Annotated in this window: 22 protein-coding genes; 1 reads left to right on the top strand and 21 read right to left on the bottom strand. The window is 47.8% G+C overall.

Annotated features, from left to right (window positions below; all coding sequences use genetic code 11):
• Positions 1-50 precede the first annotated feature (50 nt).
• The 19 genes from HF324_RS03250 to HF324_RS03160 all read right to left on the bottom strand — a co-directional run bounded on the left by HF324_RS03250 (position 51) and on the right by HF324_RS03160 (position 14,228).
• The gene (locus HF324_RS03250) at positions 51-560 is read right to left on the bottom strand and encodes a hypothetical protein (RefSeq protein ID WP_168809472.1); all 510 of its coding nucleotides are present in this window, start codon (positions 558-560) and stop codon (positions 51-53) included.
• A gap of 21 nt (positions 561-581) precedes the next feature.
• The gene (traN, locus tag HF324_RS03245) at positions 582-1,409 is read right to left on the bottom strand and encodes a conjugative transposon protein TraN (protein WP_168809470.1); all 828 of its coding nucleotides are present in this window, start codon (positions 1,407-1,409) and stop codon (positions 582-584) included.
• A 39-nt stretch (positions 1,410-1,448) separates the two neighbouring features.
• Entirely contained in the window at positions 1,449-2,756 is a 1,308-nt protein-coding gene (traM, locus tag HF324_RS03240) for a conjugative transposon protein TraM (RefSeq protein WP_168809468.1), read from the bottom strand.
• A 4-nt stretch (positions 2,757-2,760) separates the two neighbouring features.
• A complete protein-coding gene (locus HF324_RS03235) occupies positions 2,761-3,093 on the bottom strand; it encodes a hypothetical protein (protein WP_168809466.1) in 333 nt (110 codons plus the stop codon).
• Complete coding sequence (traK, locus tag HF324_RS03230) at positions 3,090-3,707, bottom strand: conjugative transposon protein TraK (RefSeq protein WP_168809464.1); 618 nt, start codon at positions 3,705-3,707, stop codon at positions 3,090-3,092. The genes HF324_RS03235 and traK overlap by 4 nt, the downstream gene beginning before the upstream one ends.
• Positions 3,708-3,770: 63 nt before the next feature.
• Complete coding sequence (locus HF324_RS03225; protein WP_168809462.1) at positions 3,771-4,781, bottom strand: TraJ family protein; 1,011 nt, start codon at positions 4,779-4,781, stop codon at positions 3,771-3,773.
• 25 nt (positions 4,782-4,806) lie between these two features.
• Entirely contained in the window at positions 4,807-5,436 is a 630-nt protein-coding gene (locus HF324_RS03220; protein ID WP_168809460.1) for a TerB family tellurite resistance protein, read from the bottom strand.
• A gap of 56 nt (positions 5,437-5,492) precedes the next feature.
• Positions 5,493-6,329, bottom strand: a complete 837-nt coding sequence (locus HF324_RS03215; RefSeq protein WP_168809458.1) for a hypothetical protein — start codon at positions 6,327-6,329, stop codon at positions 5,493-5,495.
• Positions 6,330-6,391: 62 nt separating this feature from the next.
• Positions 6,392-7,018: a hypothetical protein gene (locus tag HF324_RS03210; protein WP_168809456.1), complete on the bottom strand. Its 627-nt coding sequence runs from the start codon at positions 7,016-7,018 to the stop codon at positions 6,392-6,394.
• A gap of 48 nt (positions 7,019-7,066) precedes the next feature.
• Positions 7,067-7,504, bottom strand: coding sequence for a hypothetical protein (locus tag HF324_RS03205; RefSeq protein WP_168809454.1), 438 nt, complete (start codon positions 7,502-7,504; stop codon positions 7,067-7,069).
• A gap of 5 nt (positions 7,505-7,509) precedes the next feature.
• Positions 7,510-7,953, bottom strand: coding sequence for a hypothetical protein (locus HF324_RS03200; RefSeq protein ID WP_168809452.1), 444 nt, complete (start codon positions 7,951-7,953; stop codon positions 7,510-7,512).
• Between the two features lie 5 nt (positions 7,954-7,958).
• On the bottom strand, positions 7,959-8,633 hold the full coding sequence (locus HF324_RS03195; RefSeq protein ID WP_168809450.1) for a conjugal transfer protein TraI: 675 nt from the start codon (positions 8,631-8,633) through the stop codon (positions 7,959-7,961).
• Positions 8,634-8,675: 42 nt separating this feature from the next.
• Positions 8,676-9,248 (bottom strand): hypothetical protein, encoded by a 573-nt coding sequence (locus HF324_RS03190; RefSeq protein ID WP_168809448.1) that lies wholly within the window; start codon positions 9,246-9,248, stop codon positions 8,676-8,678.
• 55 nt (positions 9,249-9,303) lie between these two features.
• Complete coding sequence (locus HF324_RS03185) at positions 9,304-11,835, bottom strand: TraG family conjugative transposon ATPase (RefSeq protein ID WP_168809446.1); 2,532 nt, start codon at positions 11,833-11,835, stop codon at positions 9,304-9,306.
• Between the two features lie 4 nt (positions 11,836-11,839).
• On the bottom strand, positions 11,840-12,178 hold the full coding sequence (locus HF324_RS03180) for a DUF4133 domain-containing protein (protein WP_168809444.1): 339 nt from the start codon (positions 12,176-12,178) through the stop codon (positions 11,840-11,842).
• 11 nt (positions 12,179-12,189) lie between these two features.
• The gene (locus HF324_RS03175; protein WP_168809443.1) at positions 12,190-12,585 is read right to left on the bottom strand and encodes a hypothetical protein; all 396 of its coding nucleotides are present in this window, start codon (positions 12,583-12,585) and stop codon (positions 12,190-12,192) included.
• Positions 12,586-12,597: 12 nt separating this feature from the next.
• Positions 12,598-12,921 (bottom strand): DUF4134 domain-containing protein, encoded by a 324-nt coding sequence (locus HF324_RS03170; RefSeq protein ID WP_168809441.1) that lies wholly within the window; start codon positions 12,919-12,921, stop codon positions 12,598-12,600.
• Between the two features lie 63 nt (positions 12,922-12,984).
• Positions 12,985-13,410, bottom strand: coding sequence for a hypothetical protein (locus HF324_RS03165; protein ID WP_168809439.1), 426 nt, complete (start codon positions 13,408-13,410; stop codon positions 12,985-12,987).
• 395 nt (positions 13,411-13,805) lie between these two features.
• Positions 13,806-14,228, bottom strand: coding sequence for a response regulator (locus HF324_RS03160; RefSeq protein WP_168809437.1), 423 nt, complete (start codon positions 14,226-14,228; stop codon positions 13,806-13,808).
• A gap of 313 nt (positions 14,229-14,541) precedes the next feature.
• On the opposite strand from HF324_RS03160, the gene HF324_RS03155 reads away from it, so the two are divergent.
• Positions 14,542-14,775 (top strand): helix-turn-helix domain-containing protein, encoded by a 234-nt coding sequence (locus HF324_RS03155; RefSeq protein WP_168809435.1) that lies wholly within the window; start codon positions 14,542-14,544, stop codon positions 14,773-14,775.
• Positions 14,776-14,856: 81 nt separating this feature from the next.
• Here HF324_RS03155 and HF324_RS03150 read toward each other — a convergent pair whose 3' ends face one another.
• Entirely contained in the window at positions 14,857-15,642 is a 786-nt protein-coding gene (locus HF324_RS03150) for an RteC domain-containing protein (protein WP_168809433.1), read from the bottom strand.
• 246 nt (positions 15,643-15,888) lie between these two features.
• Positions 15,889-16,830 carry a LytTR family DNA-binding domain-containing protein gene (locus tag HF324_RS03145; RefSeq protein WP_168809431.1) on the bottom strand — a complete coding sequence of 314 codons (942 nt, stop codon included), beginning with the start codon at positions 16,828-16,830 and terminating at the stop codon, positions 15,889-15,891.
• Positions 16,831-17,196 lie beyond the last annotated feature (366 nt).

Below are 17,196 nucleotides of genomic sequence, written 5' to 3'. Positions count from 1 at the left end.
GTCTATGCGCTTAAAGGTCAAAATGGGTTGATGGTACTACCTGAACGGAGCTACATATGCAGGCCATTGTCGTTTTTCTTTTCCTGCCGTCCACTTAGGTCCGGGCCTATTGGTTTTTTAATAAAAATATCCTGCTGCTGGTTTTCTGCAGGCGTGGTAGATTGTGCCCGTCCCGAAGTGATATCGCGCTGATGGAATAACACATCGTTAAATACAGGATCAAAACCTTGTTCCTGCTTTCTGCCGTTATCCAGCCGCTCAAACAGTGCGTTTTTGAACCTGCGGATAACCCTGGCCATCATAGAAGGATAAAGGGCCTTTTCCAGCCGCTTACGTTCGATAGATGCTACGATCAGCCATGCCCTTTCATCCCGGGTGGATACGGTGCCCCGGAACTGCCGGACAATACGCTCGTATTCCTGTAGCCGAAGTTGCAGCCATTCCCGCTCTTCCAGGACCTTCGGTCCCGACAGATCCCTGATGGTGGCCTCGATCCGTTTCCAGTTACTGATTTCCCCCATGACTGTTTTATCATAGGGAGTGATGCCTTCGTTTAACATAGTATTTCGGATTAACCGGGTTTAAAGGCCCCGGGCCTTGAGTAGTTTTTTCTGCTTGATGCGGTTGGTGGGATTTCTGTCACCCTGCTTTTCTATGATCTCGATACCGAAGTATTTGTTCTCCGCTATGGTAAAGCGGGGAAAGGCAGCGACGATGGTCTTTCCTTTATCCGACTCCGGACTGCCGGTCTGCAGCACCTTCAGGGCCGTTACTTCTGTATCCTGCACCGCGGTTCGCTTTGCCCGTTTGCGGTCCCTTATATAAAACCGGATGGTCGCTGGCTCAAAGGGAATATTGGTTTCATTTTTTATCCGAAACTGAAAGAACAACACATCGTCCCTGACATAAATGCCTTGCGTTTCCAGCCTGATCCCATACCGGTGGAACATTCCGCCATGCAGGAAAGCATAAGACTGCGCCACTTTGCGGGAAAGGTCTTCGATCTGCTTACTGTTGAGCGAGATCCCGGGAAACGTAACAGGGGCATAAGGCACGGCCCTGCCCATATCGATCGGCTTGCCGGAAATATGATCTCTGTAGCTTACGGTGAAGCTGTACACCTTCCCATCGCAGGTCACTACCTGCAAGTTGCTTTCTTCAAAGTTTTTCTTTCCTGCCTTTACCTTCAGGATGTTATCTGCGTCCTTAACGGTTTCGGCCAGCACATAGGCATCGCCGCGGTCTGCATGCCTGATGGGCTGCGGGAAGATGAGTAAAGATGTTTTGTGCCAGGTGATGTCCAGCGGAAAGGTGGGAAGCTGGGCGTTATCCATGGCATGGTCCTGTTGGGCCTCTGTGCTGTGCATTCCTACGAGGAAGCAGATAAAAACAAACAATAAGTGTTTCATATTCTATCGTGTGTTGTTGTGTAATGTTGTTTTACAGGCTTATTCGAGATCCTGCTTTGCTTTGGCGTCCATAAGCAGCAAGGGAAAACCTGCCTTCAGGGTAACGCGGATCATTTTTACCTTTTTGCCGAAAAGGCCTTTGGCTACTTCCACACCTGCTCCTGCGGCCTGCGCAGCAATCGAGGGATCCATGCTCATCAGGTTCAGGCTCTGTACCGTCCTGTCCATTCCTTCCTTAGCGGCGTCCCTGGTCAATGCCCCCGGGATGCTGATCCCCTCCAGGCCGTCGAGACTGAAGGCGGCCAAGGACACGGGAAACAGCCGTTTGCCGTACCTTAAGCCGGGGATGTCTATTGTCAGCCGCTCCCCGCTGATGGCACAGCTGCCGTAAATAAAGGTTCCCTGTGGGATAAGAACGCCATTGACCATCACCTCTTCCGTAAGCCGCATCTTGACCGTGGACCCGGAGACAACGGTTTGTGTTTCGTGTATGACGGCAGGGATGGCCGTCTGTCCCGTTTCCCGGTAAGCCATCGCATCTTCCAGGTCATAAAAGCCGTTGCGCTCCGATAGTGGCTCGTAAACGGGGATACCATCCTTACTGTCTACTTTCCGGCCAAGTACAGCCGATGCCCCGTTGGATAAATAGCCGGCAGTGGTCTGACGGACAGGCCGGTCGACGGTATACACCCTGCCGCGATTTTTTTCCGATTGTTCTCTTAGCCGTTGCTGCACCCTGGCAGGGTTCTGGATGTCCTTGATCGACTCCAGCATCTGTCCCAGCTGTTTCATTTCGGGGTCTCCGCCGGCCGAGGTCGTCATGGACTGCATCATTTGTTCGAGCCGGTCCAGGTTGGCATGATCAGCAGTTGGCTGGTAAGCCTGGGGGCTTGCGGGTACAGGAGGCTGTGGGGGCATTGTCATAATATCCTCCAGCTTTTTAAGCCTTTCGGTCACCTTCAGTTCATTGGCATCCGGGCCGTATCGCCAAGTGCTGCGGCTGAGACCTTCTGCGGCGGGCAGCATACTGTCGCTTGCCGGTATGGAGTCGATGGTGAAAGACAAGCCGTCAGCGGTACCCATATTGAACGGATCCATCGCCTTCCTTTCCCGGAGTGCAGCGGAATCGGCCGCCGCCTTACGGTAAAGGCTCATTTTGTCCAGCGGATCCTCTGATAGGTGCGCTTGTGGAAGCTGGTGGTTTAGGCCTTGTTGTTGAGGCGCAGTCTGGGCCGCGCCCTTACCGCCGTCCAACGCCCAGAAGGCCAGCGTTGCGAAGGGTAAGAAGAGAAGCGGATAGATAAGCAGCCTTTTTCTGCTTTTGTTTTGCTGTACGGTCGTGGTCATATTGCTATCGTTGTATGGGTAAGTGAGAAGCGTTATGGGGGTATGTCCGGGACGCATGCCCCGTACTGTCACGGTGGAATAGGATCAATTCGGCTTTTATTGTTTTAGCGTCCGGGCTAAAGACGGATACGATTGTCCATGCCGCCCAATAGAAAAAAAGAGCGAAGAATAGGAGGAAGAGGATTTTTCGCTGGCTGGTCCTGAGCTTACGGTCTTTAGCGGCAAGCCAGTCGGAGAGCCGCAGCTGGCCGCGGATGATGGCAGCCGCGATGGTAGCCGCCGTTCTATCTCCTATCCCGCTGCGTGATCTGTTTTTAAAGAAGGTCCACATCATCATCGGTTTTTGATTTCTAGGTCATGATTATCCGTGATCCGCCACCTTTCGATCAGGAAGCCGTGCGCATTGGCATCGGACCGTCCGACGCTGCGTAAATAACCTTCTGTTATAAGGTTACGGGTCAGGACAGCCGTTGGGCGGATGATCTGCTGTTTACCGAAATACCGGAATTGAAAAGGATAGCTGTCCATGTTCAGCACAATGGAATCCATTGTTACATTCTGGCTGATATTGCCGCTGATAAGGCCGGTATAATAGCCGCTTTCGCTAAGGTCATCGTACTGCTTCTTGGCGCTGCCGTCAGCTAGGTACAGCGCTTGCCCGATATGGCTGGCTATCAGCTTATCGTCCGGGTCGAGTTGAAAGAAGTAGAAGTGGAACATTTTAATGTGGTCCCGGGCTTCGACGGCAATGTTATCCTTCCGTTCACCGGCAAGGGCTTCCAGTGCTTTGCCGCTGGCCAGGATATAGATGCGCTCCTGCGCTTTGGTGACCATCTTGTAGCTTTCGATGATCACAAAGCACACTATGGTCATACAGGCGGCGATCAGAACGAAGGTGAACAGCCGGACATGCCGGAACGCCGTTTCTATATTGTGGAACTGCTTGAACATTACGAGCTAAATGTTTCATTGGGGGCAGTTTTCAGTAAATAAAATGTGTTTTCTATGCCAGCCTTACAGCTTCCCGATAACCGCCATGGCGGCCTTGCCTCCGGCCTGGGTCATGTTGTTGATCTTATGCAGTAGCGTATCCCGCCCTCCGGCCTGTACAATGAAGCCGGCGACATTGGGTACGGTGGTGTAGCAAACAATAGATATAATCATGAAGATGATGTACACGGTGCTGCTGAAAAATCCCTGGTCCATCGTGGATAGGTTGACCAATATTTTTGAGCTGATGCCACCGACGATGTTGCAGATCGGAAGCCACAGGGAGACATTGATATACCGCGCAAACCAATTGGAGAGCGAATTCTGGAAACCATCGAATATAGAAAGCGAAAATACAAGCGGGCCAATGATGGCTAGGATGATCAGGTAAAATGTCCTGATGGTGTTGATGCATAGGCCCACCGCTGTATACAGGATCTGGACAATCTCCAGGACGAAGATCTTTACAAAGCTTTTGATATTGAACCAGGAAAAGGCGTTGCGAAGGCCGGAGAATACGCCGTCCTCCGTACTGCCATCAGGCTGCTCGTACTTTCCCATATCGGCAGGCGCCTGATCTACACCGACTGGTGCGTCCTGCTTCAGGGCCTTTTCCTGCTCGTCGATATTGATATAGATTGCAGTCAGGGCATCGCTGCTCATCTCACGGGTGCCGTCTACGATAGGCTCGAGTACGCCGTTCATGATCCTGATCACGAACGGGAACAGCACAATGGCCATACCCAGCGCGAAGGGACGTAGCAGCGGAAAGAAATCAATAGCTTCCGCACGTGCCAGGTGCTTCCATACCCGCACACTGATGTAGAGGAAGGCGCCGACACCCCCGATCACCCGACCTACGTTAATGAGCCGGTCGCAGGAAGGAAGCATTTCATCGAGTATTCGCTTGAGGATATCGTTGTACTTATAGATGGCATCGCTCAGCCCTGCAGCTCCCGCAAAAGATGGTAAAAGCACCAGGGCGGCAGTAAACAGCAGCAGTAAAGCACGGTTATTTTTAAAAATTAGTTGCATGGGAAATTGTATTTGTCCTATAAGATCAGTTGCGGTAAAGGGATCTGAGGGATTGGTTTTCCCGCAGGTAGACCCGGCGTTGTCCATCGATCGCAAAGGCCCTTTTATTGAATGCCCGCAGGAAGGCGGTCTTTTCATTCATGTCGTTATATAACCGGTCAATAGCCTTGATCCTTTCGTCATCTGCCATCCTCAGCTCCCCGGCGGTAAGCACCATCGTCAGCTCGTCCAGGTTTTTCAGGCTTCTTTCCAACAGGTTGCTGTAAACACGCAGCATATAATCCAGCTCCTTATCGGTAAAGCGGCCACCGGCCTTCAGCTGTCGCCAGGCTTCTTTATACTCAGAGAGGATATGGACCTGCCCGGAGATGATGGCTGGCACCTTGCTATAACGGACGAGCTTAGGGTTAACGGCCAGCAGCCCGTCCAGAAAGGCCTGGTGGACATTGAAATTGCCTTCTGTAATGTTTCTGATCGTACCGTAGCCCTTCGAGACGATGTCATAGCCTCTTTTCAGATCACTAAGGATACTTTTAAGCTGGGCGAGCTTTTCAAGATTGAGTGCCAGCTGTTGAATTTCCGCCGCCTGGGCGGAAGCCAGTTGTATTTTCGCGCCTGCCACCAAAAGCAGCAGGAACAACAGTATTTTTTTCATTGTTCACTGTTTGCGGCGCCGCCTGCCACAGGCAGGGCGGCGCGGGTTAATGCCCGTTACACGTGGCAGGTACCGGAGCATTCGCCCCAATCTTTATCACCGCGGCTGTCAAACTCAACGCTTTCCAGTGGCTTGCAGGATCGGTGCAGAAATACAGGATAGAGCACGCCCGCCCTGGTGCTGTTGCGGATAGCCTTATCCACGGCAACAGCCGCTGCAAAGTCTTCCGGGAAGAGTTTTTTGCGCCTGGCCCAACTGGCGTCGGACTGATAGGGACAAAAGACACAGGCACTTTTGGGCGGCACCGGCAGCTCACGAAGCACATACCAATGGATGACGTCCTGCCGGGACATCGGCCTAGCCCATAAAAGCGCTTCTGTCGCACCACCGTGCGTGGTATAATATCCTGCAAAGGGGTAACAATTGACCTTCCAGGCTTCGCGCGGAATCGAGAGCCGTTCTATCTCATCGGTGGTAATACCGTACCAGAGCTCTGTCTCAGGCCTGCGGGCATATTTGGGCAGGCCATAGATCGTATCCCGGATATAATCATCCATAACCTTGATCTTGTATTCGGAAGTGCATTGCCGGCGCAGCATGCCAATGGTACCATCGGGACTATAGGTAAATGCCGGGATGCTTGTAGGTCGCTCACTGTAGGAGGGATGCAGCAAGTCCTGGTACAGGTTTTTGCCGGCAAGCACGGTCAACGGCAGGCCATTGTTGCAGGCCTGCCAATTTTGCAGAAAATGCAAATACTGATAGGTGCCGGTACCTTCTTTGCCGGTATCCACAAAAATGGCCATGTCAGCTTTCGGCAGCATTCCCATCGAAGACATCAGGTACAATGCAGTGCTTTGCACGCCAAGACCGAGCAAGATAATTTTTAGCATAATGAATAACCGTTTAGGCTCTCAGCATGGGGGCGGCGCCGGAAGTCGTGATCAGTAAATGTTCAGTCGAATATTTTTTTATAGCGGTCAATATCAGCCTGTCGCCCGCGGTAGTACTCCGACAGCGCATAGATGTTTCGCAGCAGCTGCATCTGGTGACCATACAACCGCTGTAGCTGGAAGTAGATCCGGTCAATGGCCTGAAGACGGGCATCCTCCGTCATCTCGGTCTGGCCGTCTTCGATGATCAGCAGCATTTCATCCAGCTCACGGGAGGCCGACTCGCTACCGCGGAGTAGCATATCGCGTAAGGTTTCGGAGGTGCTGTACGGCAGGTTGGAAAGATAGGGTCCGATCCGCGAGGTGCCCCTGCTTACCTCCGAGACCATTTCATAGACAGCCTTTGCCCTGGAGTTGCTGCTGACGCGGGTACTTACGGCGGAAAGACTGTTGAAATAGTTTTTATGCAGGCTGAATTCGCCGTTCCTGATATCGCTGACCAGGCCGGCGCCATCCTTGACTACGCAGTAGCCGGTTTTCAAAACACCCTTATAAGCTTTAAGCACCGCGATCTGCTCCATGTAATATTTAACCTGCGTCTTGTTCTGGCTGAAAATACCGCCCAGCAGTTGGGCCGAAGCGCTGTAGACAACCAACAAGAAAAAAAACAATAATAAACCCATTTTCATAAGCTGGTATTTACTGTTGATGAAATGGGGGGCTAAAAGGATCTACATTCAAAATGGGCGGAAACCGCGCCTGTTCGTAGCGCATCCCAGTTTCTGGTCTGCTTTCTCGTTTTCTTTAAGAAGGGTATATATTTCCTCCAGGTCGGGAATACCAGAATTGCTATGCGTCTCAATAATTATGGTACCAGTATTATTGTAGATAGCCATCTGCTTCAGGTCAATCGTTCCCAGATTTTCATTACAATAGAAATCAAAGGTAATTCCTACAAGCTCCTTGCCGGGTCCCAGCTTACCATAGGTCTGCAAGGTAAGAAAGCCTTCCCCATTGGAATTCCCATCACTGAAGTATTCCAGGAATCCCTTCTGAAGATTCAACTTTATGGTATCGGCAGGATGACCGTTGCCTAATGTGGCATCATCGTAATGCTTTTCCGCTAAAAGTTCCTGGTAGGATCTTATATACTCCATTAGTCGCTCCTGATTCATGATAATTAGTATTTTGGCTTAAACCCTTTCCCGCGCTGGAAATCATCCCATGGCTTCTTCTTGGGAAAGTAGGTTGGTATCATTGCAGCGCCCGGTACCTGCTCCATGGGCAGATGTTTCATGATGTGGCTGAGCTCCTGCTTCACATCATACAGATGCCCTATCCGGATATGAAAGCCGTCAGTAGCGGAGTAGTCCAGTAAAAAGGTACACCGGTACTGCCTGGACGCCGGATCCGAGAATGTGGAGAGCAGTACATCCTGGCAGTCATCATTACGTTCAAATTCCTTGCGCAGCATTCCTAAACAGTCCTCAATTGTGCCATCTGTCTGTATCCGTTGCTCGGTGCGGCTATCCATCAGGAAAAATTTACCCCTGTACCCTTTGCGTCTCAATACATGGGCAAAGCGCTGCGCCATTTGATCATATCGCTTTTCATCGATCTCCATTAGCCTCAGTTTTCAATACCATAAAGCAACCTTAATTGCCTCTGCTCGTCCACACTGGCGGCCCTGGATAGGCTGATACGGAAGTTCTGGTTATTGAAGCTCCGCAGGTCGACCAGGTTCTGTTCCAGCCGGCGGCTGACGTAAGCGATAAGCTCCAGGCGGCGCCCATCGCCCATCTGGGTAGTAAGGCTGCTCACCACCATGGTCAGCTCTTCGACATTTTTCATGCTTTCCTCCAGGATGCCGCTGTAAATACGATACATCTGCCGGAGTTCACGGGGCGTAAAATGGCTGTCGCGCTGCAGCAACGACCAGGCGTGCCCGTATTCCTGTACCAGCCCTGCCTGCCGGCGTATGATATCGCGCACCTCCTTATAGGTATGGATCGCATTTTTGATCTTCCAGAGTTCCTTAAAATACTGATCGTAAAGCTGGCGTTGCTTTTCAGACCATTCGGAAATATCTTTCAGCTTCAATTTGGACATGGTGTTTTCCAGTGTCTTCTGAGCATTCTGCAACCAGATGACTTTGTTTTGCTGCCGCTGGATACCCAGGTCGATGGCCCGGATCACCTTTTTGAGTGCGGCCTTGACGACAACCCATACAACGGCATGGCTCTTTTGCGTCGGCAGGACGGTCAGTGCCCCTGCCAGGAACAACAGGAGTAAAAGCCTTTTCATGACTATCGTTTTTGCTGTGGATGAAATAGAGATGGGCGAAGGTTACCGGAGGCTGTTTCGTCGCTTTTTATGTTTTGTGCCTGAAGTGGTCTGTAAGGTGCTGTTTGCCGCAAGTGCAATTCGCTTAGCATTATTAAACAGGTTCTCAAAGGACTCCCTGGGACCCATTTTGTTGATAACACGGTTGATCATCCGCTGGGTTACCGGAACGGTCTCTGCGACCCGGTACATCAGCAAACGGCCATTTTCAAGGAAGCGTGAAACCGGCAGGTTAGTGAGCATGGAGTGCATAAAGGGGTCAAGGAAGCGGTTCTCAGGAACCTTTACCAACAACACGTTTTCTGGGATATATCCGCTAAGGTCATTGATGCCCTTGCCACATTTTTTGTCATAAAAGAACAGCTGGTGCTGGCCGTCATTAGTTAAGCGGCTGCAGGCCCCATAATCGATTTCCGGAAGGTAAATATTAACTGGTCGGAGCACATTAAAACGTGTCTCAATATAATACGGTATTCCGTCAATGACCAGCATAGGCAACCTTCCGCTTTGGCGGGCCGGTAACCCATCCTCTGATGCATGCGCTTTATATAGCTCCACTACTGCTTTCAGACCCATGATCTTTAATATTAACTATCGTTATTTACAATCGTTGAAAAAATTAGAATCACTTTCAGGCTACCTGCTCCAGGGCAATGGCGCGGAGGGCTTTACGGATATCGCCACCATATTTTTCGGTATACTCCTGCACCTTCATCTTTTCACTTTGTTCGGTACTATAAGCGTAGTATTCCTCGATACTGGGCTCGTACCGGTAGACCTTCATGATCGTGTTGCCCAATTCAATATAGACTTCCCGGTACCTTTTCCCTGGCTCATTGGCGCGGTTCAGGCTTAGGACAAGGTCTTTGCCCTTGTCGGTCATGCCGAGCGTTGCCTGTATATCATCGAATTTGTTGGCGAATTTTTTCAGGTCAAGCAGGATCTTACAGTCAGAGTTGTTTATGATGGCCTCTTTAATGACCGGGCTGCTGATCAGGTCATCTATTTCCTGGCTGACGGTGATGGCCTCGCCCATATGCTTCCTGACTGTTTTGTACAGGTACTTGATGAATTCGGCCATGCCTGCCCTGGATATGGCTTTCCAGGCTTCTTCTATGACGATCACCTTACGAATGCCCTTAAGCTTGCGCATCTTGGAAATGAACATTTCTGCAATCACCAGGGTCGTTACCTGGAAGAGCGTCGGATGATCTTTGATCGCATCCAGCTCATAGACCACGAACGGCTGAGAAAGCAGCTCCAGGTTCTCGGTACCGTTGAGAATATAGTCGAACTCGCCACCCTTAAAAAACGGCCGCAGCACATACAGGAAGTTGTGGATGTCAAAATCCCTGTCCTTAACCTTCTCCGCTTCCAACTCCTTTATATAATGCTGCTGCAGGAATTCGTAGTAGGAGTTGAAGCAGGGAAAGATCTCTTTATGACCTGATAGAAAATGGAAGTAGGACTGCAGCGAATTGCTGATGGCCACATACTCGCTCCTGCGGAAGTTCTCATCGTTGGCCTTCCAAAGCCCCACCAGCAAGGATTTGATGCTTTCCTTTTTCTCTGTATCCAGATAGTCGCCGGCGGGGATATAAAACGGATTGAATTTAATGGGGTTGGCCTCTGAATAGGTGAAATAATATCCGCCCAACAGTTTACATAAACCTTCGTAGCTGTGACCAACATCCAGGATCACGCAGTGAGCCCCCTGTAACACATAGCTGTGGCAGAGATGGTTCATGAATACCGATTTGCCCGAACCCGATCCCCCGATCACCAGCTTATTTCTATTCGTGCACACCGTTTTCATCGGCTCATCACTGATGTCCACATGCAGGGGGACGCCTGTCAGCCGATCTCCCAGCCGGATACCGAAGGGGCTTTTGGAAGAACGGTAACTGGTCTCTAGGTTAAAGAAACAGGTAGCCTGCTGCGCGAACGTATAGAAGCACTCATTTTCCGGTAGCTCGGCAGCGTTGCCCGGAATACCAGCCCACCAGAGTTGTGCGGCACCGACAGTCTCCTCGTGCGGGATCACCTCCATTTTGGAAATCGCCGAAGAGGCGGCGTTGCGGATCTCCTTGAGCTGTGACGGATCGTCTGTCCAGCAAAGCAAATTCAGATGCGCGGTGATTGGCATACGTGCCTCAGAGATAGCTTCGTTCAGGTACTCAGCCGTAGCATCCCTGCTGATGGTATTCTCCCGGCTGTAGGCACTCAGCGACTGCAGTCTTCTGCGTTTTGCCTCCATTGTCTTTAACGTCTGTACAGGATCTTCCAGGACGAGGTATTGGTTGTAGATGTGATTGACGGGAAGCAGCTGTCCGAGCGGTGTAGCAAAGCCGACGAAAAATTTGGTACGGTCAGTAGCATATTTGTCGTAATTGATTTTTGGCGCACAGAAGCCGGGGAGCTGATCGGCGTCGGCGACGGAAAACAGCAGGCAATACTGGCTGCCGATCTTAAGTTCCGGCTTAAAGTGGATGTCTTTTAAGACAGCAGGACCCTGATCGCGGCCTAAAGAAAGATACCGGTCGATAATGCCTTGTTTGTTACCGGATCCGGCGATCTCCTCCGGGCTGAGTACAGAAACCGTTACGAAGCCGCTATCCGACAGGATCCTGCAAAATTGCCCGATACAGCTCTGCAGCTGCTGAACGACAGTGTTGCCGGTCAGCTCACGGGCAACAATGTTTTTGCGCAGCAGGCTGGAATACGCCGAGGTGGCGGGCTTCCGTCCCGGGGTTTTGAGGGTGAGGTATAAATAGCATTGATGGGCAAGGTAGGGGCGCTCGTTGAAGAACCGGTCGCTGCTTTGTTGCAGGAAATTGCCCTGTGATCTTTGTGCCGATGCAGCATACCGTTCAGAGGTGAACCAATCTTGCTTGTGCAGGATACTGCCAGGTGGTAAAACTTTGATAGCCTTAAGCCAGGTGATATGTAAAGATTCGTATTCCTGCTCCGATAAAGTAAATATCTCCGGAAGATCAATTTTAAGTACTACAGTTGCATCACCAGATTTTGAGAGAAGGATGCCCTTTTCGAGCTTCCATAATGGAAAGATTGCCTGCAGGTCCCTTTCAGTTTTGGCTGGTGGCCGGGCATTGAGTATAGCTGCGGCCAGTACAATGGCCGCAAGAATGAATATAATAACCATGCTGTTAGTCTTTTGTCGTGCAATTATTATGTTGAAGTAATTGCGTGAACGTCTTTTTCGTATTGCAGTAAATAGCAGACGGTACCCCACGCCTGGCGATGGCTTTCATAAGCCCATATACGCCATATCTATGGCTTAACCGGAAGATCGCACTTAACAAACCAAACCCTGCTATTCCAACTACCGGTAGCAACAGGGCGTTGGGTACCCCCGCTATATATAAAATGCTGAAGATGATCAGGAGCACCGCCAGCCCTACGGCCATAATATAGATGTACTGACCTTTAAGTCCTCTGAACTCAATGGGTCGATTGACGCCTTTATTAATTGGATAGCGGATCATAAGCTTCCGTATTAATGGAATATATCTTCCTGCTCGTCTTCGTCACTGTCTTCCCTGTCAGGTGGCAATCCTGGAGGCGCCTGATCACCGCAGAGGAGTTCTATTGGAATGTCGTATTTGAGAGCGATGCCTATCGGATCAAGCTCCATCAGCGCCGCAAGAGTTACCCAAACGTAGCGGTCCGGGTCTGGGAGTGGATCATTCGGATCCATCTGATCTGAAAAGAGTTCCGGCGGTGAGTTTTTCTCTACTTTATCATAGAGGAAAGTATAACCTTCACCTTCCTGGTAAAATGCGCTGAAGGAAATGCGATTAACCGGATTATCTTTCTGGCGCAACTCTTCGTGGAGCACATCGACAAGGAACCATGTTCCTTCTATATCGATTAATGGGAGTTTCCGCTTCATAAAATTTGAAGTTTATAGAGAAAAGAAGGCTTTTAGGACAGTGGCTACGACAACCAAAAAGATACAGGCCGAAAACCAAGCACTGGCGACTTTAGCGGTATCTGGTTCCCCTGCGCTCCATTTATTGTAGACCTTTATTGCTCCGATGAGTCCAACGATCCCGCCAATTGCATAAAGCAATTTTTGTCCTGTCTCGAAATAGCGTTTAATCTCAGTTGTTGCTTTGGTTATACCGGCATTGCCATCCTGGCAAAACACCGACACTGAAATGGTAACCAGCAAGACGGTAAGTATAACGGCGCCTGCCGGAGTTGTGAAAGGAATGCGTTTTCTCATATGCACCGTTTGAAATTTCGGTGCATGGCCATGCATCTATATAATAGTAACTGTACAGTAAGTTTAATTTGTACCTGGCAAGGAAGACGCCTGTATCAGAACGTCTAGCTCCTTTTCAGTGACAGAAAAGCCACATGATGAGGTGGCATTGCGGATAATAAACTGGAATATCGCAACCCGGAAGGCGGGAAGCTGAAGCCCCGAATAGGTAACTAACCGTTGCTTCAGACGGGAGAGAACAGCCCCCTTTTCTTCTCCCCCCGCACTTTCCAGGATGCTTTTAAGATCTGCTACCGTTTTTGCTAACCCATCGTAATCCGGCCTTTCATCTTGCTCCAGTTCATCGTACCTTCTGGGTAGCAGCTTTTCAAGTCGTATCAGAGTAGAAACCCTCGTACGGTAGTATAATAATATGATGATGGTATAGTATGTAACCATCATAAAGGCTAATGCTAAAAAATATTGCGACCAGGTAATATTGCTAATCATTTCGACCTCCTTTAGTTTGCGGATGAGTTACCGCATGAATTACGTTAGCAAAATTGTGGCAATGTGAAGGCGATTTTACTATAGGTGGTATTAGGTACTAAAAATAAATTTCGATTCAAGGATAAGGGGCGGAAACAATTTACACTCATATGTTTAAACACACCAGCCTCGGGTGAATACCCGAGGCTTTCCTATTCTGCAAATAAAAATGGATTATGAAAAAAATCCTCTGTTTATATAAACTGAGGAACTGCGGAACTATGGAAATTATTGCATTAAAGTGGTGACATGCCCTAAGGAACAGGTGAACCACAATACCTAGCAGTCATCAAAAATTACCTCTGTCCATACCAACCGTTCCCTAATCTTCTCTTTCACTATTCGACATTTGTAAATCATGATGTACTAGTTAACACATCTATCCTTTCACACAAGTCGCACAGATTAAGATCTTTTTTAAAAAAGTAGTCGATCGCACCTGCAGAAATTGCATCGGCGTACAATTTGGGATTAAATCTAGCGGAAACCACGACTATCGGTATTTTTTTGTTAAACTCACGTATCATCTTAATTAAGTCCATTCCATCTGGTGGCGGCATAAAAAGATTTGTAAGCACTATATCCTGGCGACCTGTTTTAATTCTTTCAATTGCAGGAACGGCGGAGGTAAACTCTGTGATTTTTAAGGTGGTACCCGCTATTTTAAACATTTCCGGTATAAGCCATTTAAGAAAGAAATTATCATCGTCTATCCAAACAGCATTAATCGTTTTGGTAATTAAAGTGCTTGTGGCATTCACTTTGTGGATTTGGGACATAGAGTTGGGTTTTTACACTCAATAAAAACCGCGCGGTATAAAATAAAATGCGCGGGACTCAATCTTTCCGCCCCCAGTCGCCAAACTCGGTAAGCGTACACGAAAGAGCCCGCGCACAGAGTGAGCGGGCCTCCTTATAGCTAATGGTACCGATATTTTTGGCGACTGGACCATTTTACTATAGGATGCCTCTGCAATATCCTTTGGGTATTCCCTTGAAGGGTCGCAAAGATAATCGAATATAAGGAATTATTTTCAAAACTTATAGAATTCTATAATTTTTAGTCGCCGGCATACCACAAATTTCGTGGTTATGATTAAGGATGACGAAATATTGAAAATCATGGGTGAAAATATCCGCCGGATTAGGAAAGCCAAAGGATTAACCCAAATTGATATTGAAGTAGCCACAGGGATTTCTGGGCCGAATCTGAGCATAATTGAAAATGGCAAAACTGACATCCAAGTTACAAAGCTAGTTAAACTTGCAATCGCCTTAGGTGTTGAGATCAACTCACTCTACCCTATTTCTCAGTCACAAAAGTGAGTAATTACTAATTAGCTTAGTAAAACTACACAACCTGATGGAGGATACTATGTTTATACAGATTTTCGAAAAAAGAAATCATCATTTCCTTTGTTGTGGAAATTCGTCTTGAAGATCCCAGCGATGGGTAACGCTAGTGATCATTTGTGACAAAATAGGAGTACGGTCTTTTTTTCGAATACGCATGGCCTGGAAATAGCTCCAGTAGTTTCCGGGCTTGATAGACAGGCAAAATCCAAGATATTCCATTGCTGTTTGAATATTGCCGGTAATAAGTCCCGCCTCGACCATGCCGAGTACAACTTCATAGAAAGCCGCTTTTTTCCCCTTCCAGTACACTTTGGGCAACTTGTCAAGTTCGGATGGAGGTATAGCAGCCTCTCCTTTGTCTAATGCAACGATTAGATTCGTAAGATAAGAAGCCAAATGTTCATAGGCACTGAACTTAGCCAGACGGTAGCTGTAGGTATTTGAAAATCGTCCATCACCCTCCAGGTCGTATTCATTGAGAAGAGGAATTGGATCTCCGCTGTTGCCAAACATGGCGGCGTCAAAAAAAGTCTTCCCCGTCTGGAAATAAACATGCAGTAGGTGATGGCGGTCGAAGTAGTTACTGATATGGCGCAGCTCTCCCTTTAGAAAGGCTATTGCTGCTTCCGTATCCCCGATAGGACAATTAGACTCTATCTCAAACAACTGCTGATAATAGAGCAGGTCTTGCAGGAATAAAGGTTTGTGGAATTTGAAAAAATTGATCTGTTCTTCACTATCGGAAAAGCTATATCCTGATATGAAATCTTTCAGTGTTTTCAAATATTCTTTCGCTATTTCTATCGCTTTTTCAATCTTCTGAATCGGCTTAGCCATTGTACGTGAGTTATCCTCCAGTTCAGATTGAAGCTTTGCAAAATGGTTTCTGCAGAATTGTTCCATCGGATTAACAGTTTGGTTTTTAAAATGGTGCCGGCTTGCATCCATTTGTGAGATATAAATCTCGATTAACTGAATTAAGGTTCATTCCCGAGTGGCTAAAGGAGGGTTAGACACAAATTCCATTTGTACCAAATAAAATAGGGTTTTCATGGCAGTTTAAGTGTTTTAATTATGCGGTTATCAGGCTAAGGAAGCTGAGTTGTCAATAATTACTTTTCCTTTTTCCAACCAGTTCTTAAAACTATTTTTCTGAAGTTTGCTTATGGTGACCTCTGCCTCATATACAGGGTTTAACCTTAGCCCAAGTTTTCCATGATCAAGCGAATAGTAATCTGCAATCGAATTATAGCTAGCCAACATATGACGTGATGTACGGAAAAATTTGTCTTTCGGTATGTTGTTTTGAATTTGATCAAGGCTTTGGGCCACAATATGATTTGTCCCGTTGCTACGGCGAAGGTATACGTACCCTTTTCTGCGGTAAAAGTAGGCGATCTCATCTAGCGGCAATGAAAAGACTCCTGTTGGAGTATGTACGGTAAACTCGTCAGGTTGGCGGCTAAAAAGGTTTCCTCTGATTGGCGTGCTTTGAGTATCAGGGGGATCAATAATTGGTATACTGTCTTTAATCGGTATGCCAATTTTTTCGGCAAGCAAATAGACATTAAAACCGATGACCAGTACTAGAATAATAGGAATCAAAACCAGATCATAACCGGATCCAATAGTATTTAAATTTAAAAGCCTGCATATCATTATCATCAACAAGTAGGCTACCACGGATGGTATAGCTAGACCCAATATTGCTTGTAAAATTATACGGCTAAAAAATACCTCGTTCCATTGAAACTTCCGATCTAGCAACCTTGTAACCAGGTAAACAACAGAAGTGGTTAATACAGCGATAGCCAGGGCGCTAAAAAGCTCGAGGTAATAAGAAGAAAGATGTCGCGAGTATAAGGAGTTCGCCTCTCCATTGTCGGTAACAATGATCATCGCAATCTTAGGATCAGGTTTTCCTTTGGTGGTAAACTGTTTATCTCTTTCCTGATACCTTTTACAAGAGAGAAAACCAAGTACAGAAAGAGCGATAACACCCAATACAATTACAATCTTTTTCATATGGTTAACTTTTGCAGTGATAGAGAACCACGCCCTATTCTCTCCGTTGAACCGAAAAACAATGCTAATGGGTCAGTTATAAGCAAAACATCCTATATGTAATTATGACACGATTATGGATTAGAAAGCAGAATAGGTCGCCGTTCTTTTTGGTAATTGGTTTAGAAATCTGTCGCCTCAATATGATGGCAAAAGTAAGGCTGGTCCTTGACACTTAGGAAGGAACAAAGGTTAAATTGGGGAAAATGGCCGGAAATATTATCGATATGCTAATATACCAATTGAAATGGAAATTAAATACCGAAAAAACATCTAGATAAGATTGTGCAATAAGCGTTGATTTAGTACTTATTATAAATAGTTCAG

The sequence above is a fragment of the Chitinophaga oryzae genome (assembly GCF_012516375.2).
GTDB classification, from domain to species: Bacteria; Bacteroidota; Bacteroidia; order Chitinophagales; family Chitinophagaceae; genus Chitinophaga; species Chitinophaga oryzae.
Note: the sequence above shows the minus strand (reverse complement) of the source record. Positions and strands in the feature narration are given on the sequence as shown.

What these genes read in the sequence shown, in the direction of transcription:
- HF324_RS03205 (WP_168809454.1), bottom strand. Translation starts at nt 7,504, where the DNA reads ATGAATCAGGAGCGACTAATGGAGTATATAAGATCCTACCAGGAACTT.
- HF324_RS03220 (WP_168809460.1), bottom strand. Translation starts at nt 5,436, where the DNA reads ATGAAAAAAATACTGTTGTTCCTGCTGCTTTTGGTGGCAGGCGCGAAA.
- traM (WP_168809468.1), bottom strand. Translation starts at nt 2,756, where the DNA reads ATGACCACGACCGTACAGCAAAACAAAAGCAGAAAAAGGCTGCTTATC.
- traK (WP_168809464.1), bottom strand. Translation starts at nt 3,707, where the DNA reads ATGTTCAAGCAGTTCCACAATATAGAAACGGCGTTCCGGCATGTCCGG.
- HF324_RS03180 (WP_168809444.1), bottom strand. Translation starts at nt 12,178, where the DNA reads ATGATCCGCTATCCAATTAATAAAGGCGTCAATCGACCCATTGAGTTC.
- HF324_RS03150 (WP_168809433.1), bottom strand. Translation starts at nt 15,642, where the DNA reads ATGGCTAAGCCGATTCAGAAGATTGAAAAAGCGATAGAAATAGCGAAA.
- HF324_RS03215 (WP_168809458.1), bottom strand. Translation starts at nt 6,329, where the DNA reads ATGCTAAAAATTATCTTGCTCGGTCTTGGCGTGCAAAGCACTGCATTG.
- HF324_RS03235 (WP_168809466.1), bottom strand. Translation starts at nt 3,093, where the DNA reads ATGATGATGTGGACCTTCTTTAAAAACAGATCACGCAGCGGGATAGGA.
- HF324_RS03250 (WP_168809472.1), bottom strand. Translation starts at nt 560, where the DNA reads ATGTTAAACGAAGGCATCACTCCCTATGATAAAACAGTCATGGGGGAA.
- HF324_RS03170 (WP_168809441.1), bottom strand. Translation starts at nt 12,921, where the DNA reads ATGAGAAAACGCATTCCTTTCACAACTCCGGCAGGCGCCGTTATACTT.
- HF324_RS03175 (WP_168809443.1), bottom strand. Translation starts at nt 12,585, where the DNA reads ATGAAGCGGAAACTCCCATTAATCGATATAGAAGGAACATGGTTCCTT.
- HF324_RS03155 (WP_168809435.1), top strand. Translation starts at nt 14,542, where the DNA reads ATGATTAAGGATGACGAAATATTGAAAATCATGGGTGAAAATATCCGC.
- HF324_RS03185 (WP_168809446.1), bottom strand. Translation starts at nt 11,835, where the DNA reads ATGGTTATTATATTCATTCTTGCGGCCATTGTACTGGCCGCAGCTATA.
- HF324_RS03190 (WP_168809448.1), bottom strand. Translation starts at nt 9,248, where the DNA reads ATGGGTCTGAAAGCAGTAGTGGAGCTATATAAAGCGCATGCATCAGAG.
- traN (WP_168809470.1), bottom strand. Translation starts at nt 1,409, where the DNA reads ATGAAACACTTATTGTTTGTTTTTATCTGCTTCCTCGTAGGAATGCAC.
- HF324_RS03145 (WP_168809431.1), bottom strand. Translation starts at nt 16,830, where the DNA reads ATGAAAAAGATTGTAATTGTATTGGGTGTTATCGCTCTTTCTGTACTT.
- HF324_RS03195 (WP_168809450.1), bottom strand. Translation starts at nt 8,633, where the DNA reads ATGAAAAGGCTTTTACTCCTGTTGTTCCTGGCAGGGGCACTGACCGTC.
- HF324_RS03210 (WP_168809456.1), bottom strand. Translation starts at nt 7,018, where the DNA reads ATGAAAATGGGTTTATTATTGTTTTTTTTCTTGTTGGTTGTCTACAGC.
- HF324_RS03165 (WP_168809439.1), bottom strand. Translation starts at nt 13,410, where the DNA reads ATGATTAGCAATATTACCTGGTCGCAATATTTTTTAGCATTAGCCTTT.
- HF324_RS03160 (WP_168809437.1), bottom strand. Translation starts at nt 14,228, where the DNA reads ATGTCCCAAATCCACAAAGTGAATGCCACAAGCACTTTAATTACCAAA.
- HF324_RS03225 (WP_168809462.1), bottom strand. Translation starts at nt 4,781, where the DNA reads ATGCAACTAATTTTTAAAAATAACCGTGCTTTACTGCTGCTGTTTACT.
- HF324_RS03200 (WP_168809452.1), bottom strand. Translation starts at nt 7,953, where the DNA reads ATGGAGATCGATGAAAAGCGATATGATCAAATGGCGCAGCGCTTTGCC.